The sequence below is a fragment of the Pseudaeromonas aegiceratis genome (assembly GCF_046254905.1).
Lineage (GTDB): Bacteria > Pseudomonadota > Gammaproteobacteria > Enterobacterales > Aeromonadaceae > Pseudaeromonas > Pseudaeromonas aegiceratis.
The window spans coordinates 637801-662511 of record NZ_CP158016.1 but is presented as its reverse complement, the minus strand read 5'-3'; the positions used below and the strand labels follow the sequence as shown (position 1 = coordinate 662511).

Below are 24711 nucleotides of genomic sequence, written 5' to 3'. Positions count from 1 at the left end.
CGAACTCCTCTTAGTTACAGCCCCAACAACTGGATGATCTGATTGGCCACCAGCTTGGCACTTTGTTCATCGGTACGCACAGTGTAATCCGCCACCTCTTGATACAAGGGCTCGCGCTCACCGGCCAGGCGCTCCAGTACATCCCTGGGCTCTTCTTCGGTTTGCAGCAGAGGACGGCGCTTGTCCCGCTGGGTACGGGCCAACTGTTTTTCGATCGGCGTTTCCAGATAGACGACAATGCCCCGCGCCGAAAGACGATTGCGCGTGTTGGCACTCTTGATGGCGCCGCCCCCCGTGGCCAGGACGATGCCTTGCAGTTCCGTGAGTTCAGAAATCATCTGTTCTTCACGTTTGCGGAAGCCTTCTTCGCCTTCCACGTCAAAGACCCAGCTGATATCGGCCCCGGTTCGGCGCTCGATCTCATGATCCGAGTCATAGAATTCCATATGCAGCTGGTCAGCCAGATGACGGCCTATGGTGCTTTTACCCGCCCCCATGGGACCGACAAGGAAGATATTGCGTTTTTCAGCCATAATTTTTCGTCAATTACATCAATAACCCACGCCTCACCCGAGGGCGAGACCCAAAAAGTACCTTACTGTTTGCGACAGGACGGGGAATTATGCAGTACCCCCCGGGGATTGGCAACCGGATAACAGACATCCCCGAAGGCGGAGCCTCCGGGGATGTCTTTATTTAAAACAAGCGCTTTTTCAGTTAGTTAAATTGCATCTGCCACAATCTTCGGCGTGACAAAGATCAGTAGCTCGCGCTTCTTATTGGTTTCTGAGGTATTGCGGAACAAGAAACCAACCCCAGGGATGTCGCCCAATACCGGCACCTTGGTAACATCCTTCTTGATGGTTTGCTGATAGATACCGCCCAACACCAGGGTTTCACCATTGTCCACCAGGACCTGGGTGCTGATCTGTTGGGTGTTGACCGCCGTCCCGGTACCCGTGCCGGTCTGTACCACGTCACCCAAGGTATCCTGGGTCACCGTCAGATCCAGGATCACCTTGTTGTCCGGCGTGATCTGCGGCGTGACCTTGAGACTCAGTACCGCCTTCTTCCATTCGATAGAGGTCGCCCCACTGGAGGTCGAGACGTTACTGGGGAACTCGGTACCCTGCTCAATGACCGCTTCCTTCTGGTTGGCCGTGGTCACCCGCGGACTGGCAATGATCTCGGCCTTGTTCTCCTCCTCCAAGGCACTCAACTCCAGATCCAGCAACAAACCATCGGCCAGTTTCGCCACCTGGAAAGCGATACTACCAGCGGCATTGGAAACCGGCAGATTGACATTGAGACGATCGTCAACACTAGCACTGGTCCCATCATCGTTGCCCTCAATGGTGCCGGACGTACCACCATCACTACCAGACTTGGTAACCCCCCAACGCACGCCAAGATCCTGCTCGACCCCGTCGTCTATGGTCACCATGCGCGCCTCGATCACCACCTGCTTCACCGGGATATCCAGCACCGCAATCATCTTCTTCACATGGTCGATGACGTCAGCCGTATCCTTGATGAGCAGCATATTGGTGCGCTCATCGACACTGACTGCGCCACGAGAGGAGAGCAGGCGGGTATCCTCGCCGGAGAGCAACTTGGCAACATCGGTCGCCTTGGCGTAGTTGATCTGAATGTATTCGGTTTGCAGCGGAGCCAGTTCTGCCACTTGCTGGCTGCTCTCCAACGACTGCTTCTCCTGGGCCGCCAGTTCGCTGGCGGGCGCCACCAGCAGGATATTGTTATCCAAACGCTTATCCAGCCCCTTCACCTTCAGGACGGTATCCAACGCCTGCTCCCAAGGCACCCCATCCAGACGCAAGGTGATATTGCCAACCACAGAGTCGGTCACCACCAGGTTGAAGTGGTTGAAGTCTGCGATCAGCTGCAACACTGTCCGAACAGGAACATCCTGGAAATTCAATGAAATAGGCTTGCCTTGATAGGATTTTGCGGCACCGGCCTTGGCTTCTGCCTTTTTATTGACCTCGATGATGAAGAGGTTGTCAGCCTGATCATAGCGGTAGTCAAAACCACCATTCACCGCGAGATCCAGGGTGACGCTGCGATCACCGCGAGACACGTCAATCTTGCTGACCGGCGTAGAAAAGTCGTTGACGTCCATCAAGGCAATCAGGTCGTCAGCCACACCCGTAGCATGGAATTTAGCCACCACATGGCTGCCTCTGCGCGTCACATCCACCGCGGCAGAGGAATTGCCCAGCTCCACCAGCAATTGTCCCTGCCCTGACTTACCTCGACGAAAATCCAGACTCTTGATCTGGTTGATCAACCCCCCTTGCGCCAAGGGCACCGCCTTGGCTTGGACGGACTTGCTGGCAGAGGCCATCATCTGCGGCGCAACCACTGTACTGGCCTTGGCCGGCACAGGTGCTTGTCCCAAGGTCACCAGCAGGCGGTCGCCATCTTGCTGGATCTGATATGGCATCAGCCGCTTCAAATCAACGCTAATGTCCAAACCATCCCCGCTGGGTTGCACCACGAGCTGCTCAACACCATGGCGCTCAACCGGCACCTGACTCATCTGCAGCGCTGACTGGGATTGGGGGACGTGCAAAAATAACTGGTTGGGTTGGTATTTCAAGCGATCCGTGTACTGTGGCACGGCGCCATCAAAATCCAGCTCAATCACCAACTGCTCGGTCAACAAGGGGTTAACTTTAACCTGTTCCAGCTTGACGGCAGCATGACTTGACGCACTGGCGCCCAACAGGGCCAGCGCAGCCAATCTGACAAAAAGAGATAGTTTAGAATTCATATCACATCCCTGCTTTTTCATTCTAGTTTGCCACCATCAACTTAAGCTGCGTCTTGCGTGTCACCCAACAGCCCTTGCCATCAGGAACATACTCCAGCAGTTCAACCTCATCCGGGGTGATCTTCTCGATTCGGCCCTGATTCAATCCCATATATTGTCCGACCGCCACACGGTGCACCTCACCTACCTGGGTATGGATCAGCGCCCAAAGCCCTTTGCCACTCCCCATGGTGCCGCTCATGCTGAGATTATCGAGAGAGAACTGCTCCAAAAATTCTTTCTCATGCGCCGGCAGACTCACATCACAGGTCGACTTCTTAGACTGCGCATCCCGCTGCAACGACTCTGGGTGAGGTTGGCTAAACGGATTTCGCAGTTCAGACGCAGCATATTGCATCGGTTCGAATGGACGAATAACCGGCAAGGGCTCAATGGGTGCAGGCGGACGCGCTTTTACCTGCGCCACATAGGCTTGCAAGTCATCACCACCAGAACAGGCGCTCAACAGGATCATCACCGCCAGGCTAACAATTAACTGTCTCACTTGGCCTCCTGCTTCGGCGTATAACGGAAGGTTTTTGCCAATACGGCCATGGCCACTTCGCCATCGTCTTGCTCAGTCAACTTGAAGCTGTCCAGAATAACGATACGCGGCAATGCGGCGATATCTGAGGTGAACTTGCCCAGTTGGTGATAATCACCACTCACCTCAATGCGCATGGGCAACTCGGTTGAGAACTCATACTGTTTCTCCGCTTCCCAGTTAATGCGCTTGAGCTTGAGTCCGTTATCGGCCGCAATAAAACTGATGTCATCCAGCAAGCCGGCCACCTCATTCTTATTTGGCAGCTGTTTGAGTTGCGTCTGAAGCATCTCCTCCAATTCCACCAGCTGCTGCCGATAAGCCACGAGGTTGGATGCCATGGCTGCCTTGATCTCAAACTGGCTCTTCAGGCTAGTTTCTTTCGCTCTCTCACCATCCAGTCGCGTCATGGCATCGGCAATAAAATAGTAATAGCCGCCACCCAGGATCAGCATACAGAGGATGGCGATGACGATTATCTTCGCCAGTTTGGGCCAACTGCCGATGTTCTCTAAATCCAGGTCATTCAGATCTTGCAGGTTCATTTTGCCGCTCCTTTGGCATCAGCCCCCAAGGGAGTAGTGGGCATCACTTTGAACTGGGCGGCAAACTCACTCAGTGCAATAGGCTGGTTACCTGTGGAGAAGATAGAACTGATATGGGGCTGTCCCAGCCAGCCAGATTTTTCGATCTTGCGGACCATGGCGGCAACCCGGCTATAGGCCTCGGTATCCCCCACCACGTTGATGGTGTCCGCCGCCAAATCCAGGGATTTCAGATAGACACCGTTGCTCACCAACGCCGGCAAGTCGTTGAACAGGTGCACAGGCAGGTTCCGCTTTTGCTGGAGTTCATCGATAAGCGTCATCCGGTCGATCAACTCTTTCTTGCGCTTCTTAAGCTGATTAATTTCACCCAACTGGGTATCCAACACCACCATCTCGTTGGTCAGAAATTGGTTACGCTCTACCTGTCCTTGGATCAGCTGTTCAAACAGCATATTCACCGCAAGGACCAAGAGCACAGCAACAAAGGCACTACCACCCAACAAGATAAAAAACTGTGTTTTTTCTCGCTGCTTGACGGCCTCCCGCCAAGGCATCAGGTTTATATTTGACATGGAGTGAAACTCCTCAGCGCCAATCCAAGCGCAGTCATATACTTGGCGCCATGCACAGACGGCTCACCCTTATTCATCAACTCAGTGGGATTGGGATGGCGAACATCCAGTTGCATTTCCATGGCCAATTGCTGGCTCAAGCCGGGGATCATGCTCCCCCCTCCAGATAACACCAGCATGTCTACGTTGCGATAACCTGACGAGCTGCAAAAAAGCTGAATGTTACGACGAATTTGTTGTATCAGCAGGGTGATGTAGGGAGCCAACACATCCATGTCTGCATCGGCCGGCAAGCTGTTTTGCACCTTGGCACGCTCGGCCTCATCCATGGACATGTTATAAAAGGAGGCAATGGACTGAGTAAAGTTGTCACCGCCAAAACTCTGCAGACGGGAATAAATGATTTCGCCATCCAGCAACACACCAAACGTCAAGGATACGGCCCCGATATCCACTAGGGCACAGACCTTGTGTTCAGTGTCATCCTGAAGCTCTGGCAACATATTAGAAACGGCACGGCCCAGGCTATGCAGGCCCACGTCCACCACTTTGACCTGGACACCAGAATCCTGCAGAGCGCTGACTCGACCGTTGATACTGTCGGTGCGAGCCGCACTGACCAGCACATCGTTTCGCGTGGGATCATTCAGATTGGGGCCCAGGACCTCAAAGTCCAGGCTGATTTCATCGATCGGGAAAGGTATAAGCTGCTCGGCCTCCAGCTGGATATGCCCCTCCAGCTCAAGCTCGGAGAGTTTATTGTCCACCTGGGTGATCTTGGTGATCACATTGGAACCCGTGACCGCTGTTGCCGCGAATTTAGATTTGCTGCTTAGGAGCTTCAGCAATTGCTTAATCGCCTGCGTCACCTTTTCGATGTCGTGAAGCTGGTAGTCCTGGATGCTACCCTTGGGCGTCGCCACTTCGGCGCAAGCCTCGATATGAAACTTGCCAGCCCGCCCAGACACCACCACCGCCTTGATGGTCTGGCTACCGAAATCGACGCCTATCATAGGGGTCAGATGACCCTGACTCATTAAGCCAAACATATCCGCTTCCGTGCCATTTGATACCGCTAAAAAATGTCCAAGCCTTAATGGCCTTGAACGCATGCTATACACAGGTTTAGCCAAACGCCATATAAGGATAGTCAGTAAACCTCTCGAATTTGACCTATGTAGCAAATATACTCAACGCCGATAACGACTGGACTAGCTGGATCTGTTAGTGATGATGAAGTGGCTTAAGCGTCTGTTTTGGTTGATGCTATTGATGTTTGCTCTGGGGGTCGCCGCAGTAGCGGCCTTTTATTTTCATCTGGAAAAGGATCTGCCAGATGTTTCATCGCTCAAGGAAGCCAACCTAGAAACCCCAATGCGGGTCTATAGCCGCGATGGCAAGCTGATAGCCGAGTTTGGTGAAATCCGGCGAATTCCTCTGCAATATGATGATATTCCAGAACAATTGCGCAATGCCTTCCTGGCGATAGAGGACTCTCGCTTCTACGAGCACCCGGGGATCGACCTCATCGGCATCACTCGGGCCTTCGTGGTCTGGATGACCACAGGGCAGATGAAACAGGGGGCGAGCACCATCACCCAGCAGGTGGCTCGGAACTTTTTCCTGAGCCGGGAAAAAACCCTGCTGCGCAAGGTCAAAGAGGTATTTTTGGCCTGGCGCATCGAACAAGAACTGAGCAAGAACGAAATTCTGGCCCTGTATCTGAATAAAATTCCTTTGGGTTATCGCAGCTACGGCATAGGCGCTGCCGCTCAGGTGTACTACGGTAAGGACGTCAAGGATCTGACCCTGGGTGAGATGGCCGTGCTGGCTGGCCTGCCCAAGGCGCCCTCCATGCTCAATCCCATCCGTTCACCTCAGCGCGCCCTGGCACGCCGCAACCTGGTGCTGCAACGCATGCTGCAATTGGGCATGATAGATCAGCAGCAACACGATGCTGCTGCCGCCGAACCCATCAAGACGCACTACCATGGCGCCGAAGTTCAACTGGACGCGCCCTATCTGGCGGAGATGGTCCGTAGCCAGATGGTGGAGCAGTTCGGTGATCAAGCCTACATTCAGGGCCTCAACATCTACACCACGGTCACAGCCGCACGACAAAAGGCCGCAAACGAGGCCTTATTTAAGGGGCTGATGGATTATGACCAACGCCATGGTTACCGGGGTCCGGAGAAGAGTCTGTGGGCCAAAGGCGCCAGCCCCTGGACAGCCGAGCAGATCTTTGCCCATCTCGACGAGGTTGCCTCGGTAGAACCCTTCGAACCCGGCGTGGTCACCAAGGTGACCGACCGCTCGGTGGATGTGCTGCTCAAGGGGGGGCTGGAAGCCCGCATCGACTGGGATGGCCTCGCCTGGGCGAAGCCCTTCATCTCGGACAGTCGGCAGGGTGCCGCACCGCGCAAGGCGGCCGATATTCTCAAGACCGGGGATCAGATCTGGGTCTGGCCGGAAACCGAGTCCAAACTACGGCTGGTGCAGATACCGGATGCCAATGCCGCCCTCGTTGCCCTGGATCCCATCGATGGCGCCGTCGAAGCCATCGCTGGGGGATTCAGTTTCCAGGTGAGTAAATTCAACCGGGCGTTGCAAGCCCGCCGCCAGGTGGGTTCCAACATCAAGCCATTCCTTTATTCCACCGCGCTGGATCATGGTTTTACGCTGGCCTCTATCATCAACGATGCCCCCATCAACCAATGGGATGCCGGCAGCGGCAAGGCCTGGCAACCAAAGAACTCTCCCCCTGTCTATGATGGCCCCATCAGCCTGCGGGAAGCCCTGGCCAAGTCGAAGAACGTGGTATCCGTTCGTCTGCTGCGCAGCATCGGCATAGACACCTTCCTCGAGCGCCTGCAGGCCCTGGGCTTTCCGGCCAGCAGCTTGCAGCGCAATGAGTCCATCTCCTTAGGCTCGGTGGAGTTTACCCCCATGGAGCTGGTCTCCGGCTATGCCGCGCTGGCCAATGGTGGTTTCAAAGTGGCGCCCTACTTTATCGACCGCATCGAGGATTCCCAGGGCAAGCTGCTGTTTGAAGCCGACCCCAAGACGGCCTGTCGTGGCTGTGGTCAACTGGCCCAAAGCGGCCTCGACAGCGCGACCGCCTATCTTGATGAGACGGCCAACTGGCAGGCCCAATGTGCCATCGATCCCACGCTGACGCCGGCGCCACAGATCCTGAGCGAGGCCACGTCGGCCCTGATCACCGAGGCCATGCATTCGGCCATCTACGGCGGCAGCGATCGTGGTCTGGGCGGCTGGTTGGGCACAGGTTGGCGTGCCGCCAAGGCCTTGCAGCGCCCCGATCTGGCGGGCAAGACGGGGACCACCAACGAGTCCAAGGACGCTTGGTTCTCCGGCTTTGCTCCCGAGGTGGTGGCCACGGCCTGGATCGGTTTTGACGATCACAGACGCAAGCTGGGACGCACGGCGCGCGGGGGCGAATTTGGTGCCAGCGCGGCGCAACCCATCTGGATTGACTTCATGAAACAGGCGCTTCAGGGAGTGCCGGTGCAACTGCCCCCCAAACCCGAAGAGGTGATCACGGTGCGCATCGACAAGGCCACCGGCTACCTCAGCCAACGCGGCGATGCCAGCAGTCGGGATGAGTTCTTCCAGAAGGGCACGGAGCCCAAGCAGCTGGCACCGCAAGAGGGCGTCCTCTTCGGCCATGGCGGTGATGAGAACAGTGATGTCGCCACCCCGGAAGATATCTTCTGACGTCAAGAGGCCCGACCCTAGGTCGGGCTTCTTCTTTCTCACCGCGTAGTTATCCTGCGATGCGGCCGCCAGAACGGCACCGAATCCATGTTTCGCTCGAGCCAGAATAAAACCGATAAGTTCAGCTATCTATGGGCTCAGATACACCAAGGATCCACGTTTCAATTCACTTCGCCCGGCGACAGCCAGGTGACCCTTGCCGAGTCCACCGTGGCTTACGTCAACTTCACCCCCAGTTATGTCATGGCCGATGGCACAGAAAACCCCATGCCGGCAGACAGTACCTTCGATATCTCAACCACCAACGGTGGCGAACTGACCCCCACGGGAGCCAGCTACGAGAGCCCTTACCCGTCGACCACCCGACCTGTCCGCTATGGCCTGTATATTGGCCAGGAGGCCACCGCCAACAAAAAAACCAGTGGCAACTTGAGCATCACCATCACCAGCCCGCGGGGTGAAGCCCTGACCACCCTGTTTACCGTGCTGGACAACGGTTAGTCGCCATAGGAATTGCCGCGACACAATGAAGAAGGCCATGCATTGCATGGCCTTCTTGTTTTCTATCAGGGCCTCAGGGTCATCCGGCTCATTGATGCCAGGTACGGGCATCACCCTAAGGCGGCAACACTAACCCGCCACCGGCAGGCTGGCCTGATACCGCCCCGGCTTGTGATTCATGGCCAGCACCAGGTTCAGCAGTACCGCGGCGATGACCGACAGGCCCAAGGCCCACCAGGAGACCAGCAGGGCCGAGCCCAGCACGATACTGCAATCAAACACCATCTGTACCTTGCCGGCCCGCAGGCCGAAACGCTCCTGCAGCCAGAGCGCCAGTATGTTGAAGCCCCCCAGGCTGGCCTGGTGACGAAACAGGATGAGCAGCCCCACCCCAATCAGACAACCGCCGGTCAGCGCGCAGTACAGGGGCGCCGCCACACTGACCTGCAGCCACTGGTGCAGGGCATTGCTGATGAGCGACACCAGACCGATGGCCAAGAAGGTGCGTAAGGCAAAGCGCCAGCCCAGGCGCCAGAACGCCAGGGCGTAGAACGGCAGGTTCAGCACGAAGAAGATGAGGCCAAACGAGAAAGGCAGCAGATGGGTCAGCACCAGGGCCAAGCCGACCGTGCCGCCGCTGACTAAACCAGCCTGATTGAGAAAAAATACCCCCAGGGCCGCCAGGCTGGCCCCGGTGAGCAACGCCAGACCATCTTCCAGCAGCGAATGACGAGCTTCCATGACAACGACTCCAAACAGTGGATCCGGCGGCGATGCTAGCCACTTCTGTGTCAGACACCAAGCCAAGCGGACGCCCGCTCGGCATCGGCGGCGTAAAGCTGACACACCAGCCCCACCAAAAATGGTGCAACCCGGCGGGCGGCATCCCATCACCGTCACGCGGGCGCCATTCCCCGCCGCCGGCGGATGGTTTAGAATCACGACCAATCATTGACCAGATAACGGACTCTTATGGCTCAGTTTATCTACACCATGAACCGGGTCGGCAAGGTGGTGCCGCCCAAGCGTCATATTCTCAAGAACATCTCCCTCTCCTTCTTCCCCGGCGCCAAGATCGGTGTCCTGGGTCTGAACGGTGCCGGTAAGTCCACCCTGCTGCGCATCATGGCCGGCATCGATACCGACATCGAAGGGGAAGCCCGCCCGCAACCGGGGATCAAGATCGGCTACCTGCCCCAGGAACCCAAGCTGGATCCGGAGCAGACGGTGCGGGGCGCCGTGGAAGAGGCCATGAGCGTGGTGGTGCAGGCCATGGCCCGTCTGGACGCCGTCTATGCCGCCTATGCCGATCCGGAGGCCGACTTCGACAAGCTGGCCAAAGAGCAGGGTGAGCTGGAAGCCATCATCCAGGCCCACGACGGCCACAACCTGGAAAACCAGCTGGAGCGCGCCGCCGACGCCCTGCGCCTGCCGCCCTGGGATGCCCAGATCAAACACCTCTCCGGCGGGGAACGCCGCCGGGTCGCCCTGTGCCGTCTGCTGCTGGAAAAACCGGACATGCTGCTGCTGGACGAACCCACCAACCACCTGGATGCCGAATCCGTGGCCTGGCTGGAGCGCTTCCTGCACGACTATGAAGGCACCGTCGTGGCCATCACCCACGACCGTTACTTCCTCGACAACGTGGCCGGCTGGATCCTGGAGCTGGACCGCGGCGAGGGGATCCCCTGGGAGGGCAACTACTCCTCCTGGCTGGAGCAAAAAGATGCCCGTCTGGCCCAGGAAGCCAGCTCGGAGGCCGCCCGGCGCAAGTCCATCGAGAAGGAACTGGAGTGGGTCCGGCAAAATCCCAAGGGACGCCAGGCCAAGTCCAAGGCGCGGATGGCCCGCTTCGAGGAGCTCAACAGTGCCGATTACCAGAAGCGCAACGAGACCAACGAACTCTTCATTCCGCCGGGACCCCGTCTTGGTGACAAGGTGGTGGACGTGGCCAACCTGCGCAAGTCCTACGGCGATCGGGTGCTGATCGACGATCTCTCCTTCGCCATTCCCAAGGGGGCCATCGTCGGCATCATTGGTCCCAACGGCGCGGGCAAGTCCACCCTGTTCCGCCTGCTCTCCGGCCAGGAACAAGCGGACGCCGGCCACATCACCCTGGGTGACACGGTACAGCTGGCCTCCGTGGATCAGTTCCGCGACAAGATGGACGACAAGAAGACGGTGTTCGAAGAGGTGGCCAGCGGCCAGGATATCCTCAAGATCGGCAACTTCGAGATCCCCAGCCGCGCCTACATAGGCCGCTTCAACTTCAAGGGGTCGGACCAACAGAAGCGGGTCGGTGAGCTGTCCGGTGGTGAGCGCGGTCGTCTGCACCTGGCCAAGCTGCTGCAAACCGGCGGCAACCTGCTGCTGCTGGACGAACCCACCAACGATCTGGACGTGGAAACCCTGCGCGCCCTGGAAAACGCCCTGCTGGAATTCCCCGGCTGCGCCATGGTGATCTCCCACGACCGCTGGTTCCTCGACCGTATCGCCACTCATATCCTGGACTACCAGGACGAGGGCAAGATCGAATTCTTCGAAGGCAACTTCACCGAATACGAAGAGTGGAAGAAGAAGACCTACGGCGCCGACGCCATCCAGCCCAAGCGGGCCAAGTACAAGCGCATCGCCAAGTAAACATAACGGGACCTCAGGGTCCCGTTTTTCTTTCAACCAACTGGCAAAGCACAACTTTCCTCCCCAACAACCCGCCCGCACTCTCTCCCGTAGCCGCAATTCCCAGCCTGTCAACCCCTGCCATTTTTTCAGTCTCAATGCAATAACACAGGGCGCATTTTTTGGAATTACCGCCAAAGGCTGTCCACACTATCAGCACCACATGGAGTCTATTAGGGACGATAACGCATGAATGCCACCCCAGGATCGCTCCTGTTCCGCCTTCACAGACCCTCTATCCTCCTGGCCAGCCTGCTGACCGCTTGCGGAGGGGGGGATGGCACCTCCATCGACGATCTCGTCTCGGACAATGCCGGTTCGGATAGCGTCACCACCAGCGGCTACCAGCTCAGCCTCACCCTCAGCACCTGTGAGGATCTGGCAGATGTCACCACCTGTACCGAGAGCAGCCACCTGCCGGTGGATCAAACCAGCCTGGTGATCGCCACCCTCACCGATGCGCAAGGGAAGGCCGTCGTCGATGCCATCATCAGTGCCAGCACCACGGAAGGCACCATTCAACCCACCAGCTCACGGCTGACCGACAGCGCAGGCCAGGTGCGTTTCCTGCTCAGCGCCTCCCCGACCCAGGCACAGCAAACCGGCACCTTCACCGTCAGCTCGACCCTGGATGGCGACACCATGACCGCCAGTAAAAATTATGAGTTTGGCATCAGCAATCTGCAGCTGAGCCTGAGTACGGATCAGACTGTGTTGGCGCCGGGCAGTGTCGCCGTGTTGACCGCCAGCGTCAGCCTGGACGATGAGGCCTATGCCAACCCGGTACAGATCAACTTCAGCTCCAGTTGTGCCAGCAACGGGCGGGCCACCCTGGATAGCCAGGTCACCACCCAGCAGGGGCTGGCCATCGCCACCTACAAGGGGCTAACGGATACCTATGCCTGTGGTGGCGAAGACACCATCATCGCCAGCCTGGCGGGCACCACGGCCCTGGCCCAGGTCACCATCACCAACCAGACGGCGGCGGTGCGCGCCATCACAGCCGCGACGCCCCAGCCCGAGCTGATCTACCTGCGGGGTACCGGCAAGGACGAGGCGGCCACCATCACCTTTACCTTGAAGGACGCTCAGAACAAGCCGGTCAGCGGGCAACAGCTGGACTTCAGCTTCGGCAGTCTGGCCGACAGCAACGCCAACTATCAGGACTATGTGCTGACCCCCAGTCAGGCCACCACGGATCTCAACGGCCAGGCCAGCGTCACCGTCAATGCCGGCAGCATCCCGGTGCCGCTGCGGGTCATCGCCACCCTGCATGAAGACAGCGACATCCGGGCCGCCTCCAGCCAGATCGGCGTGGGCATCGGCTACCCAGATGACAACAGCGTCTCCTTCGCCGCCGATCGCTACAACCTGGATGGTGCCTGCTACGACGGCCGTGAGGCTCAGATCAGCATCCGGTTGGCGGATCGCTTCAACAATCCGGTGCCAGATGGCACCAATGTCTACCTCACCACCGAAGGGGGCAGCGTCAAAGGCGTGCTGGATGACTGGTCCACCCTGCCGGATGACACCCCGGGCACCTGCTACGCCCAGGATGGCCTGTGCCGCGCCGTGCTGGTCACCCAGGATCCCAGGCCCAAGGATGGCCGCGTGACCATCACCGCCTATGTGGAAGGGGAGGAGAGCTTCTGGGATTACAATGGCAATGGCCTGTTCGACAAGGACGATCTGGTCGCCGTAGGCGTGCCAAACGACACCTACTCCTGGGAGGTGCCCCATTACCTGCGGCCCTACCTGGATGTGGACGAAGTCTTTATGAACTACAACCTCGACGATGATGAGGCTGCAAATGCCGATGAAGACGGCTACCGGGTCAATGTGGATGGCTTTATGGATCTCAACGCCAACGGGGTGCGGGATGCGGTGGGGGATGAGCAATACACTGGGCTGCTCTGTACCCAGGACACCATAGACCGCGGCTTCTGCCGCCGCGATCTGGTCAGCCTGTATCGCAATGCGGAGTTTGTCTTTAGCGGGCTAACCGATTGCACCGCCGGCCATGGTGATATGGCGCTGCAGATGTACGACAGCCAAAGCCAGACCTGGCGCTCAGACATCACAACTGACCCGGGCAATGGGCCCATCTATATCCGTATCCTGCCGGTGTTCGTACCACAAGACGGGAGTGCCAACCCCATCCCGGACAGCCTGGGCGACAGCGACAACTTCGGGGACCTCACCAGCGCCTTTATTCAAACAGACGTCGCGCTAGAGGGACTGAATCCGATACCCGCCGGCAGCAAGATCAGCATCTCGACCGATAACAGCACGTCGGTGTATGCCGCCACCCTATCCTTTGGCAACTGTCAGCAAGATTATGCCTCCGCCTATCCCTCCACCACCCGCCCCATGTTTATGTGTTTCATGCTACCCAGTGCGGATGATATTGAAATACGGGTCACCACACCCAGCGCGCCCCATGGGCAGGAAGACAGCATCGCTCGCTCAATCAAGATGCTGGACAACGGCTAAGACGCCCAAACCACAACGGGACCTCAGGGTCCCGTTTGTCTTTGCTTTGCGTCCTTTTTATATGGGCAACCAGCCAAGGGCGTCCTGTGGTGCACCCAGCATAAAAAAGCAAAGCCGACCCACTGGTCGGCTTTGCTTTCGTTGGCTTGGGGGGTAACCCTGCCTGACTTGGCCTGCTGTCTCAGGGTAAGAGACCAGGTTGCGGTGGGGCGAACTGCCGGGTTGGCAGGGTGCCTGTCAGTTGCCGGGTTGGGCGGCTGACCTGTGCCACAGAACGTGCATAAAGAGTAACGCACCTCTGCGGGTGAGTGGTTGCAAAGTTACCGCCATTTCGGCATCATCGCGCAATGAATCACCCATAATTTTCTTTTTATGGCAATAATTCACCCAGGAGAAGACGTTTGCTGAAATTGGATCGCACCGATCGCCGCATTCTGACCCTGCTGCAGGAGCATGGCGAGCTGAGCAACCTGGAGTTGGCGGAACGCGTCGGCCTCTCCCCCTCCCCCTGCTCCCGCCGGGTCAAGGCGCTGGAAGAGGCCGGCCTCATCCGCGGGCGGGTCACCCTGCTCAATCCCGATGCCCTGAATCTCAAGCTCACCGCCTATATCCACGTGACGGTGGACAAGCATACCCCGGAGCGACTGGCCGCCTTCAGCGAGACCATACGTCAGATCCCCGAGGTGCTCGAATGCGCCCTGATCACCGGCAACGATGCCGATTACCAGCTCACCGTCATGGTACCGGACATGGACCGCTACCAGGCCTTCCTGCTGGGCAAGCTGACCCGCATTCCCGGTGTGCGGGGGGTGCGCTCCAGCTTCGTGCTGCAGCAGATCAAACAGCAGACCGCCCTGCCGCTGGATCACCTGGAGGGGGCATGAGTCAGGACGACGGACGCTTTGCCCATCCCCAGGTGGGGATCGGCGTCATCCTGGTGAACCCCCAGGGGCTGGTGTTGCTGGGCCGGCGCAAGAACAGCCACGCCCCCTACTGGTCCATCCCCGGCGGCCACCTGGAGCTGGGTGAAACCTTCGAGACCTGCGCCAGCCGCGAGGTGGCCGAGGAGACCGGCATCCAGATAACCTCCCCCCGGGTGATCTCAGTGAGCAACAACCTGGCCACCTATGCCGAGTCCGGTCGCCATTACATCTCGGTGATCCTGCTGGCCGAGGGCATAGACCAGGCGCCACGACTGATGGAACCGGACAAGTGCGAAGGCTGGCTCTGGTGCGATCCCAAGTCCCCCCCGCAACCCCATTTTGATGCCAGCGCCCAGGCGCTGGCCTGCTGGCAGCAGGGGCGACCCTACCTGCCGCCCGTTTGACGGAGACCCCATGACTTCCACGCAGGACATCCGCTCCCTGACCCAATGGCAGGACGAGCTGGAACGCTATCTGGAACAACACCACCAGGCCGATGACGGCGCCCACGACATAGCCCACTTTCGCCGGGTCTGGCGTACCGCCCGGGCCCTCAACGCCGCCGAGGGGCACCAGGCCGACGAACGGGTGCTGCTGGCCGCCGCCTACCTGCACGACATCATCAGCCTGCCCAAGAACCACCCGGAGCGGCATTTGAGCTCCCGCCTGGCCGCCCGGGAGGCCGAGCGCATCCTGGCCGAGCTGGGCTTTCCCGCCGGCCTGCTGCCGGCGGTCAGTCACGCCATCGAGGCCCACAGCTTCTCCGCCAACCTGCCGGCCCAGAGCCTGGAGGCCAAGCTCATTCAGGACGCCGATCGCATGGAGGCCCTGGGGGCCATCGGCCTGGCCCGAGTCTTCTACACCTCGGGGCGCCTGGGCCGGGATCTGTTCGATCCTTATGATCCCTTGGCCGAGCGCCGGCCGCTGGATGACCTGCAGTACGCCCTGGATCACTTCTTCGTCAAACTCTACAAGGTGGCGGACAGCATGCAGACCGAGGCCGGCCGCCAACTGGCCCGCCAACGCCGTCGCTATCTGGAAGAGTATGTAGAACAGCTGCTTGGCGAACTCTGAGCCGAGCAGGCGGAGAAAAGCTCAGCCTGGCGACGTAAAAAATCGATTGCTCCGCCAGGCTGAGCGTTGCCAAGCCCGTTTGACGCCATTTCTTGCCAAACGTTTATCACCCGATGGCAACTGGCTCGGTCGGCATAAAAACATGGCCTAATGTCACAAAAATCGGCTAAAATATGCGCCCTCAATCTTGAGGGGGCATTAGCGGGCATTTTGGCAAAGTTGCCTAGGCATCCGGTCATTCCGGGCCACTTGGGCATCCCGAGTCGACTTTGCGAAATACCCATGAACCTGCCTTTGAAAGGAACACCAGAGATGGAAAACACTCGACCGATCCGCCGCGCCCTGCTGAGCGTCTCAGACAAGACCGGCATTGTGGAGTTTGCCCGCGCCCTGCAAGCCCGTGGCGTTGAACTGCTCTCCACCGGCGGAACCGCTCGCCTGCTGGCCGATGCTGGCCTGCCGGTAACCGAAGTCTCCGATTACACCGGCTTTCCCGAGATGATGGATGGCCGCGTCAAGACCCTGCACCCCAAGGTTCATGGCGGCATCCTGGGCCGTCGTGGCACCGATGACGGCATCATGAGCCAGCATGGCATCAGCCCCATCGATCTGGTGGCCGTCAACCTGTACCCCTTTGCCGCCACCGTGGCCAAGCCGGATTGCGCCCTTGAGGACGCCATCGAGAACATCGACATCGGCGGCCCCACCATGGTGCGCTCTGCGGCCAAGAACCACAAAGACGTCACCATAGTGGTCAACGCCCGGGATTATGATCGGGTGATCGCCGAGATGGACGCCAACGCCAACTCCCTGACCTACGCCACCCGCTTCGATCTGGCCATCGCCGCCTTCGAGCACACCGCCGCCTACGACGGCATGATCGCCAATTACTTCGGCACCAAGGTGCCCAGCTACGGCGTGCAGGACGAGACCAGCGAAGGCTCCAAGTTCCCCCGCACCATCAACTTCCAATTCATCAAGAAGCAGGACATGCGCTACGGCGAGAACAGCCACCAGGGCGCCGCCTTCTACGTGGAAGCCGATGTGCAGGAGGCCTCCGTCGCCACCGCTACCCAGCTGCAGGGCAAGGCCCTCTCCTACAACAACATCGCCGACACCGATGCGGCGCTGGAGTGCGTCAAGGAGTTCATCGAGCCGGCCTGCGTCATCGTCAAGCACGCCAATCCCTGCGGTGTGGCCCTGGGTGACGACATACTGCAAGCCTACGATCGCGCCTACGCCACCGACCCCACCTCCGCGTTTGGCGGCATCATCGCCTTCAACCGCGAGCTGGATGGCGCCACCGCCGAGGCCATCGTCAGCCGCCAGTTCGTCGAGGTGATCATAGCCCCTGCCGTGTCCGATGAGGCCAAGGCCGCCGTGGCCAAGAAAGCCAATGTGCGTCTGCTGGAGTGCGGCTTCTGGACCAACAAGAGCCAGGGCGTGGACATGAAGCGGGTCAACGGCGGCCTGCTGGTGCAGGATCGCGACCAGGGCATGGTCGGCCTGCATGATCTGAAGGTGGTGAGCAAGCGCCAGCCCACCGAGAAGGAGCTCGAAGAGCTGCTGTTCTGCTGGAAGGTGGGCAAGTTCGTCAAGTCCAACGCCATCGTCTACACCAAGAACGCCCAGACCATCGGCATCGGTGCCGGTCAGATGAGCCGGGTGTATTCGGCCAAGATCGCCGGCATCAAGGCCGCCGATGAGGGGCTGGAAGTACAGGGCTCCTGCATGGCCTCCGATGCCTTCTTCCCGTTCCGTGACGGCATCGATGCCGCCGCCGAAGCCGGCATCCGCTGTGTCATCCAGCCCGGCGGCTCCATGCGCGATCAGGAAGTGATCGACGCGGCCGACGAGCACGACATGGTGATGGTGTTCACCGGCATGCGCCACTTCCGCCACTAAGGCACCCGGGGCTGTCATCTGGCAGCCCCACGTTTTTGCAGCCCAAGCATTTACAGCCGAAGCCCAGGGCTTCGACAAGAGGACACAGCATGAAAGTACTGGTGATCGGTAACGGCGGCCGCGAGCACGCCCTGGCCTGGAAGGCCGCGCAATCCCCCCTGGTGAGCCAGGTGTTCGTCGCCCCGGGCAACCCCGGCAGCGCCAGCGAAGCCAAGGTGCAGAACGTGGCCATCGCTGCCACCGACCTGCCGGCCCTGGTGGCCTTCGCCCAGGCCGAGCAGATTGGTCTGACCATTGTCGGCCCGGAAGCCCCCCTGGTTATCGGGGTGGTGGACGCCTTCCGCGCCGCCGGTCTCACCATTTTCGGACCGACCCAGGCCGCCGCCCAGCTGGAAGGCTCCAAGGCCTTCACCAAGGACTTCCTGGCCCGCCACGCCATCCCCACCGCCGAGTACCAGAACTTCACCGAGGTGGAGCCGGCCCTGGCCTATCTGCGTGAGAAGGGTGCCCCCATCGTCGTCAAGGCCGACGGTCTGGCCGCCGGCAAGGGCGTCATCGTCGCCATGACCCTGGCGGAAGCCGAAGACGCGGTGCGGGACATGCTCTCCGGCAACGCCTTCGGCGACGCCGGCAGCCGGGTGGTGATCGAGGAGTTCCTCGATGGTGAGGAAGCCTCCTTCATCGTCATGGTGGACGGCGAACACGTGCTGCCCATGGCCACCAGCCAAGATCACAAGCGGGTCGGCGATGGCGACACCGGCCCCAACACCGGCGGCATGGGCGCCTACTCCCCCGCCCCCGTGGTCACCGACGAGATCCACGCCCGCATCATGGAGCGGGTGATCTATCCGACCGTGCGCGGCATGGCCGCCGAAGGCAATGTCTACACCGGCTTCCTCTATGCGGGCCTGATGATCGATGCCGCCGGCAACCCCAAGGTCATCGAGTTCAACTGCCGCTTCGGCGATCCGGAAACCCAGCCCATCATGCTGCGCATGCGCTCCGATCTGGTGGCGCTGTGCCTGGCGGCCTGCGCCGGTGAGCTGGATAAGCAGGAGGCTGTGTATGACAGCCGCGCCGCCGTCGGCGTGGTGCTGGCCGCCGCCAACTACCCCGGCGAGCCGCAAAAGGGCGATGTGATCCGCGGCCTCGACGCCGGCAACAATGTCGACGTCAAGCTGTTCCAGGCCGGCACCGCCCAGCGGGGTGACGAGGTGGTGACCGCCGGCGGCCGGGTGCTGTGCGCCACCGCCCTGGGCCATACGGTGTTGGAAGCCCAGCAGAAGGCCTACGAACTGGCCAAGCAGGTCAGCTGGGATGGCGCCTTCTACCGCAGCGATATCGGCTACCGCGCCATCGCCCGGGAACAGGGTAAATAAGCCCCAGATGAAGCAGCACAGGCAGCCTGCGGGCTGCCTGTTTTATTTGGTGACCCGACAGACTTTGACGGTTCGACCATTTTGCGCTTCAATGCGCGCCATGAAAGCAGGCTTAACCTGCTTGCCGCAGCCCGGTGGCCTACCGGGCCTACCAAGAAGATCCGCCCATGAGCCAAGTTCAACCCAACAACCCCCTGCATGGCATCACCCTTGAGGTCATGCTCACCGCCCTGCTGGCCCGCTATGGCTGGAGTGGTCTGGCCGAGCGCATCCCCCTCAACTGCTTCAGCCACGATCCCAGCGTCAAGTCCAGCCTGACCTTCCTGCGCAAGACCGGCTGGGCCAAGCAGAAGGTGGAGCGGCTCTACCTGGCCAGCGAACGGCTCCAGGCGGAAGAAGAGGGTAATGAGGTCAGCGCGGCGCCCAAGATGAGCGGCACCCTGGCCAAACCGGCCGGCCTGCGCAGCCGACCCAAGGCCAGCCCACGGGACGACCAGCGGCCCCGCAAGCCCCGCGCCGAGGGTGACCGTCCGGCCCGTCGCTTCGATAGAGATGGTGAACGCCCCGCTCGTCGCTTCGAGCAGGATGGCGAGCGCCGTGGTCCGCGGCCGCAAGGCGAGCGGCCAGCCCGTCGCTTCGAGCAGGACGGTGAACGCCGTGGTCCGCGGCCCCAAGGCGAGCAATCTGCTCGCCGATTTGAACAAGGGCGCGAACGCCCGGCCCCTCGCTTCGAGCAAGATGGTGAGCGTCGTGGTCCGCGTCCGCAGGGCGAGCGCCCGGCCCGTCGCTTCGAGCAGGACGGTGAACGCCGTGGTCCCCGTCCGCAGGGTGAGCGCCCGGCCCGTCGCTTCGAGCAGGACGGTGAACGCCGTGGTCCGCGGCCGCAGGGTGATCGCCCGGCCCGTCGCTTCGAGCAGGATGGTGAGCGCCCGGCCCGCCGCTTCGAACAGGATGGTGAACGCCGCGGTCCGCGGCCGCAGGGCGAACGCCCGGCCCGCCGCTTTGAGCAGGATGGTGAGCGCCGCAGCCCGCGGCCCCAAGGCGAGCGCCCGGCCCGTCGCTTCGAGCAGGATGGCGAGCGCCGCCAGCCCAAGCCCCATCGCAAGGGTAACGGCGCACCCCGCGCCGAGGGTGCTCAAGCGGCCGGTGGCACCTCCCCCTGGGGCCGCGGCAAAGCCGCGGGCAAGGCAGAGGAGTAACGCATGGCCATCACCATCACTTACAGCTACCTGGGGCAGGCGCGCAGCCTGCCCTATGCCAACGACAAGTACCACGATATCTACGAAGCCCTGGCCAAGGCCGAAGGGGTGGACCTGTCCGCCTTCTTGGCCATGGAGCACCAGCTCCGCGCCCTGACTCGGGACAAGCAGGCCCTCAAGGATTACCGGGAGAAGGAGTTCGCCCGCCTGGGGTTTGCCGACATCCAGGTGACCCGGGAATCCTAACGGCGCTCCGCCAGCGCCAGATCGCCGGTGGCATAAGCGCAGCAGGGTAGCACCTCACCCTTGGACTCCAGATGTTTGGCCAGCTCGGTGGCAGGCTGGTGAGTCACGCTGCCGGAGAGCAAGGGACGCCGGCAGTGACCACAGAAACCGCTGCGACAACTGTAGGGCCAATCCAGCCCGGCATCCTCCAACTGATCCAGCAAGGTGGCATCGCCCCGCACAGTCAGCTGAGTCTCACCCACCGTCACCCGGTGCCGATCACCGGCCGGTGGGGCATCGGCCACCACCATGCGCGGCTTGGGGGCATAAACGGGGGCAGCCTGAGTCTCCAACACCTCCACCGCATCCCCCAGCTGGATCCAGCCTTCGTTGAGCGGCTGCAGGTTCTGGCCGAAATAGATCTCGCCATCCTCCCCCATGCGATAGGTGGCCAGGGTCGCAAGCGGCTCCTTGAGAGGATGATACTCACCGCGCTGGGCATCCAGAGTGGTCATGACACAGCGGCTGCAGGGCTTGGCCACGAGAAACTCCACCTCCCCCACCCGGATGCGGCGCCAACCATCCTCGGCAAAGGGCGTGCCGCCGCGAAACACTAAATTAGGGCGAAACTGACTCATCCGCTGCGGTTCGGCCATGCGACCGTTGAGGTCACTCAGTGCCGCCTCGCCGATGAGCAGCAGGGGATACCCGTCGGCAAAGCTTACCCGCTGGCCCAGTTTGGCCCGGTAACGCTCCGACTGCAGCCCCAGCCACAATAGCCGCACCGGCTCTCCCAGCAGGCGACTGAACCAGTCGTCGTAATCCGGATGGGTGGTCCAGGCCACGAAGCTGTCCTGCCAGACCTGGGTCTGAAATCCCTGACCGACGAAGCGTTCGGTGAGGATGCCGATGGCCGGCAGGCCGGGGGCCTGCAGCCGCAACCCCACCGGCAGCAGTTCCACACTCACCTGCTGCAGCTGGGGATGGGTACGGGCGGTGACGAAGCTGCCATCGGGTTTGACCACCATGAAACGGCGATCCCCCTGCAACCCCTCCTCCCCCACCCAGACCCGGCGTTGCGCCACGGCCAGGCAGGACTTGATGGGGTACAGGGTCAGGCCGCTGACGACGGCGTGGGACGAGGTCATGGCAGGCTCCTGCTCAGGCGGTCTGCGGATGGAGGATGAAGCGCTCCAGCACATGGGCCACCCCGTCCTCGGCATGGGAGTGGGTGACGAAATCCGCCATGGCCTTTAGCTCGTCCACCGCATTGCCCATGGCCACCCCCAGACCGGCAAACTCCAGCATGTGGGCATCGTTGCCGCCGTCGCCGACGCAGATCACCTGCTCGGCACCCAGCCCCAGATGGCGGGCCAGCAGCGCCACCCCCTCGCCCTTGTTGCAGCTGGGGTGCAGAAACTCGAGGAAGTAGGGGGTGCTCTGCACCACGGTGAAACGCTCGTAGACCCACTGCGGCAGGGCGGCGATGGCCGCCGCCAGCAGCGCAGGCTCATCCACCATCATCACCTTGATGACGGTGTCGTCCTCGTCCAGGCCGGAAAAGTCCATCTCCAGCAGATCGATGCCGTTATGATGCTGCTCCAGGCGGGTGTAATGGCTGGACTCGGGCGTCACCAGCCCCAGGCGTTCGGTGAAGGCATGGCAATGCACCCCCAGCTCGCTGGCGAGGGCCTGCAGATCCCGGGCATCCTGGGCGCTGAGCCCCTGGGCGTGCAGCACGGCACCGTTGCCCACCTGCTGGATGAGGGCGCCGTTGAAGCTCAGCACATAGTCCTGCAGGCCGGTCATCTGCAGCTCGTCCAGGGCCCAGCGCATGCCGGCCAGGGGGCGCCCGGAAGCCAGCACCACGGTCACGCCAAGGTCACGGGCCGCGGCGATGGCCGCGCGATTAGCGGCGGAAATCTCGCCGGCCGGGTCCAGCAAGGTGCCGTCCATATCCAGTGCAACCAGTTTGTACATCGTCTCTCCTCGGGGCCAGGCCCCACTGCAGGTAGCGAATAATCCGCCCATCTTGACCTATTTGAGGTAAGAGCGCAGCACCTTGATCAGCTCATCCCCCGCCTGAGGTTCTTCCCCACCTGCAAGCGGTTGCATATGTTCCCGGATATGGCCCTCGATCACCTGGCCCATCAGGCCATTTACGGCCCCCCGCACGGCGCTGATCTGTTGCAGGATGGGATAACAACCCGCCTCCTCCTCCAGGGCCCGCTCCAGGGCATCAATCTGCCCCCGCAGCCGGCGTACCCGGTTGAGCAGGGCCTTTTTTTCTTTCAGGGTATGGCTCATCGCTTGCTCTCTTATACTGGGGGGGAGTATGTTGACGACAGACGATAAGATAACTGCCGGAGCCTCATCATGTCATCCCCCCAACTGCGTTGTAATCAGGCGGCCGCCTTCCACCGCGCCAACCAGGGCGCCGAGCGCAAGGTCGCCTGGGTGGTGGTGCTCACCCTGGTGACCATGATGGTCGAAATCCTGGCCGGTTGGCAATTCCACTCCATGGCCCTGCTGGCCGATGGCTGGCACATGAGCACCCATGCCCTGGCCATGGGCATCGCCCTGCTGGCCTATCGGCTGGCACGGCGCTTTTCCGGCGATTCCCGCTTTGCCTTCGGCACCTGGAAGATAGAGATCCTGGGGGCCTACACCAGCGCCCTGCTGCTGGCGGTGGTGGCCCTGTCCATGTTCTGGGAGTCCTTCTGGCGGCTGCTGGATCCCGGCCAGATCAACTACCGCGACTCCATGCTGGTGGCGGTGCTGGGGCTGGGGGTCAACCTGCTGAGCGCCTGGTTGCTGGGGGATGATCACCACCATGGTCCAGGGCACCATCACCATGGCCATGCTCACGACCATGACCACGACCACGACCACGACCACGACCACGACCACGAGCACGAGCACGAGCACGAGCACGAGCACGAGCACGAGCACGACCACGAGCATGAGGCCCATGCCCATGGAGGTAAAGGGGAACAGGTACGTGATCTAAACAAGCACGCCGCCTATATCCACGTGCTGACCGATGCCGCCACCTCGGTGCTGGCCATACTGGCGCTGGCGGGGGGCATGCTGTGGGGCGCCGCCTGGCTGGATCCCCTGATGGGCTTCGTCGGCGGCGCCCTGATCCTGGTGTGGGCCTGGCGTCTGCTCAAAGAAACCGGGCAGATCCTCATCGATCTGCAGGGCGGCCAGCTCAGCCATCAGATCCAGCATGCGGCCGAGGATCTGGCTCTCGAGCTGTCCGAGTTACATGTCTGGCGGATCGGTGAGGGGCGTTACGCCGCCATCATAGGGCTGGCCCAGGACGATGCGGCGGCCATCGGTCGCCTGCGCCAGGCCCTGGTACGGCTGCCGAGCCTGGCACACCTGACCATAGAGCATCCAGCCCGTTGACTCAGGCCAGCAGGGCTGCCACCCGCGGCAGCCCCAGCAGCTCGGCAAAATCCGTGATGATGTGGGTCGCCGCCACTGCGTGGCCCTGCTTGTGCAGATCGAACCAGCAGGTCTCCATGCCCGCCGCCGCGGCACCGGCCACGTCGGTCAGCGGGTTGTCCCCCACCATCAGCACGTCCCCCACCGGGCAGTTCGCCATCTGCTCGCCGGCGATGGCGAAGATCCGCGGATCCGGCTTGTTGACCCCCAGCTCCTCCGACACCAGCAGAAAATCAAAACAGCCGGTCAGGCCGCTCTTGGCCAGCCGTGCCCGCTGAATGTCGCCAAAGCCATTGGTGACTATGCCCAGCCCCACCTTGCCCTGCAGCTGCGCCAGGGTGCTGACCACGCCGTCCAGCGGCGCGCTGTAATCCAGGATAGCGGCAAAGAAACGCTGGTTTAGTTCCCAGGGAGTAACGCCGGCCAGGGGCGCCAGCTGGCTGAAACGCTCGAACTGCAGGGTCTTGGAGTCGATCTGCCCGGCGTTGAACTGCTGCCAGAGTCCCTGGTTGAGCTGCTGGTAATCCGCCAACAGCTCGGGAGTCAGCTGCACCTCGTAGTGCGCCAGGGTGGTCTCCAGCGCCCGGGGAGCAGGGAAATCAAACAGGGTGTCGTCCAGATCAAACAGGATCCAACGGTAAGCCATGG

22 protein-coding genes and 1 pseudogene are annotated in these 24711 nt (G+C 61.0%); 12 read left to right on the top strand and 11 right to left on the bottom strand.

Annotation, left to right across the window (positions count from 1 at the left end; all coding sequences use genetic code 11):
• Positions 1-14: 14 nt before the first annotated feature.
• The 6 genes from aroK to pilM all read right to left on the bottom strand — a co-directional run bounded on the left by aroK (position 15) and on the right by pilM (position 5546).
• On the bottom strand, positions 15-533 hold the full coding sequence (gene aroK / locus ABHF91_RS03300; RefSeq protein ID WP_409422052.1) for a shikimate kinase AroK: 519 nt from the start codon (positions 531-533) through the stop codon (positions 15-17).
• Positions 534-721: 188 nt separating this feature from the next.
• Positions 722-2794 (bottom strand): type IV pilus secretin PilQ, encoded by a 2073-nt coding sequence (locus tag ABHF91_RS03295; protein WP_409422051.1) that lies wholly within the window; start codon positions 2792-2794, stop codon positions 722-724.
• 22 nt (positions 2795-2816) lie between these two features.
• Positions 2817-3308: a pilus assembly protein PilP gene (locus ABHF91_RS03290; protein WP_409423074.1), complete on the bottom strand. Its 492-nt coding sequence runs from the start codon at positions 3306-3308 to the stop codon at positions 2817-2819.
• A 26-nt stretch (positions 3309-3334) separates the two neighbouring features.
• Positions 3335-3922 carry a type 4a pilus biogenesis protein PilO gene (locus ABHF91_RS03285; protein WP_409422050.1) on the bottom strand — a complete coding sequence of 196 codons (588 nt, stop codon included), beginning with the start codon at positions 3920-3922 and terminating at the stop codon, positions 3335-3337.
• Complete coding sequence (locus ABHF91_RS03280; RefSeq protein ID WP_409422049.1) at positions 3919-4497, bottom strand: PilN domain-containing protein; 579 nt, start codon at positions 4495-4497, stop codon at positions 3919-3921. Before ABHF91_RS03280 ends, ABHF91_RS03285 begins: the two co-directional genes overlap by 4 nt.
• A complete protein-coding gene (gene pilM / locus ABHF91_RS03275) occupies positions 4485-5546 on the bottom strand; it encodes a type IV pilus assembly protein PilM (protein WP_409422048.1) in 1062 nt (353 codons plus the stop codon). The genes ABHF91_RS03280 and pilM overlap by 13 nt, the downstream gene beginning before the upstream one ends.
• 181 nt (positions 5547-5727) lie before the next feature.
• On the opposite strand from pilM, the gene ABHF91_RS03270 reads away from it, so the two are divergent.
• Both ABHF91_RS03270 and ABHF91_RS03265 read left to right on the top strand, forming a co-directional pair.
• Complete coding sequence (locus ABHF91_RS03270) at positions 5728-8232, top strand: penicillin-binding protein 1A (RefSeq protein ID WP_409422047.1); 2505 nt, start codon at positions 5728-5730, stop codon at positions 8230-8232.
• A 189-nt stretch (positions 8233-8421) separates the two neighbouring features.
• Positions 8422-8733 (top strand): hypothetical protein, encoded by a 312-nt coding sequence (locus ABHF91_RS03265; RefSeq protein WP_409422046.1) that lies wholly within the window; start codon positions 8422-8424, stop codon positions 8731-8733.
• A 129-nt stretch (positions 8734-8862) separates the two neighbouring features.
• On the opposite strand, the gene ABHF91_RS03260 is transcribed toward ABHF91_RS03265, so the two are convergent.
• The gene (locus ABHF91_RS03260; protein ID WP_409422045.1) at positions 8863-9474 is read right to left on the bottom strand and encodes a YitT family protein; all 612 of its coding nucleotides are present in this window, start codon (positions 9472-9474) and stop codon (positions 8863-8865) included.
• Between the two features lie 231 nt (positions 9475-9705).
• Between ABHF91_RS03260 and ettA the strand changes: the two genes are divergently transcribed.
• From ettA to ABHF91_RS03215, 9 genes and pseudogenes are all read left to right on the top strand, one after another.
• Positions 9706-11373, top strand: a complete 1668-nt coding sequence (ettA, locus tag ABHF91_RS03255; protein WP_409422044.1) for an energy-dependent translational throttle protein EttA — start codon at positions 9706-9708, stop codon at positions 11371-11373.
• A 228-nt stretch (positions 11374-11601) separates the two neighbouring features.
• Entirely contained in the window at positions 11602-13905 is a 2304-nt protein-coding gene (locus ABHF91_RS03250) for an Ig-like domain-containing protein (RefSeq protein WP_409422043.1), read from the top strand.
• Positions 13906-14306: 401 nt separating this feature from the next.
• Positions 14307-14789 carry an Lrp/AsnC family transcriptional regulator gene (locus ABHF91_RS03245; RefSeq protein WP_409422042.1) on the top strand — a complete coding sequence of 161 codons (483 nt, stop codon included), beginning with the start codon at positions 14307-14309 and terminating at the stop codon, positions 14787-14789.
• On the top strand, positions 14786-15232 hold the full coding sequence (locus tag ABHF91_RS03240) for a nucleotide triphosphate diphosphatase NUDT15 (RefSeq protein WP_409422041.1): 447 nt from the start codon (positions 14786-14788) through the stop codon (positions 15230-15232). The genes ABHF91_RS03245 and ABHF91_RS03240 overlap by 4 nt, the downstream gene beginning before the upstream one ends.
• 10 nt (positions 15233-15242) lie before the next feature.
• Positions 15243-15902 (top strand): phosphohydrolase, encoded by a 660-nt coding sequence (locus ABHF91_RS03235; protein WP_409422040.1) that lies wholly within the window; start codon positions 15243-15245, stop codon positions 15900-15902.
• Positions 15903-16214: 312 nt separating this feature from the next.
• Positions 16215-17807 carry a bifunctional phosphoribosylaminoimidazolecarboxamide formyltransferase/IMP cyclohydrolase gene (purH, locus tag ABHF91_RS03230; RefSeq protein WP_409422039.1) on the top strand — a complete coding sequence of 531 codons (1593 nt, stop codon included), beginning with the start codon at positions 16215-16217 and terminating at the stop codon, positions 17805-17807.
• A gap of 89 nt (positions 17808-17896) precedes the next feature.
• The gene (purD, locus tag ABHF91_RS03225; RefSeq protein WP_409422038.1) at positions 17897-19186 is read left to right on the top strand and encodes a phosphoribosylamine--glycine ligase; all 1290 of its coding nucleotides are present in this window, start codon (positions 17897-17899) and stop codon (positions 19184-19186) included.
• A 167-nt stretch (positions 19187-19353) separates the two neighbouring features.
• A pseudogene (locus tag ABHF91_RS03220) lies at positions 19354-19557 on the top strand (VF530 family DNA-binding protein); the annotation flags it as partial.
• Positions 19558-20388: 831 nt separating this feature from the next.
• Complete coding sequence (locus ABHF91_RS03215; RefSeq protein ID WP_409422037.1) at positions 20389-20631, top strand: DUF2960 family protein; 243 nt, start codon at positions 20389-20391, stop codon at positions 20629-20631.
• On the opposite strand, the gene ABHF91_RS03210 is transcribed toward ABHF91_RS03215, so the two are convergent.
• The 3 genes from ABHF91_RS03210 to ABHF91_RS03200 are packed head-to-tail and all read right to left on the bottom strand — an operon-like array spanning position 20628 to position 22917.
• Positions 20628-21758 (bottom strand): YcbX family protein, encoded by a 1131-nt coding sequence (locus ABHF91_RS03210; protein ID WP_409422036.1) that lies wholly within the window; start codon positions 21756-21758, stop codon positions 20628-20630. The two genes, ABHF91_RS03215 and ABHF91_RS03210, sit on opposite strands and share 4 nt — an antisense overlap.
• A 13-nt stretch (positions 21759-21771) precedes the next feature.
• A complete protein-coding gene (gene yidA, locus ABHF91_RS03205; protein WP_409422035.1) occupies positions 21772-22590 on the bottom strand; it encodes a sugar-phosphatase in 819 nt (272 codons plus the stop codon).
• 57 nt (positions 22591-22647) lie between these two features.
• The gene (locus tag ABHF91_RS03200) at positions 22648-22917 is read right to left on the bottom strand and encodes a metal/formaldehyde-sensitive transcriptional repressor (RefSeq protein WP_409422034.1); all 270 of its coding nucleotides are present in this window, start codon (positions 22915-22917) and stop codon (positions 22648-22650) included.
• 69 nt (positions 22918-22986) lie between these two features.
• Between ABHF91_RS03200 and ABHF91_RS03195 the strand changes: the two genes are divergently transcribed.
• Positions 22987-24024 (top strand): cation diffusion facilitator family transporter, encoded by a 1038-nt coding sequence (locus ABHF91_RS03195; RefSeq protein WP_409422033.1) that lies wholly within the window; start codon positions 22987-22989, stop codon positions 24022-24024.
• A 1-nt stretch (position 24025) separates the two neighbouring features.
• Here the strand turns inward: ABHF91_RS03195 and yjjG are convergent, their stop codons facing one another.
• Complete coding sequence (yjjG, locus tag ABHF91_RS03190) at positions 24026-24709, bottom strand: pyrimidine 5'-nucleotidase (protein ID WP_409422032.1); 684 nt, start codon at positions 24707-24709, stop codon at positions 24026-24028.
• Positions 24710-24711: the final 2 nt, after the last annotated feature.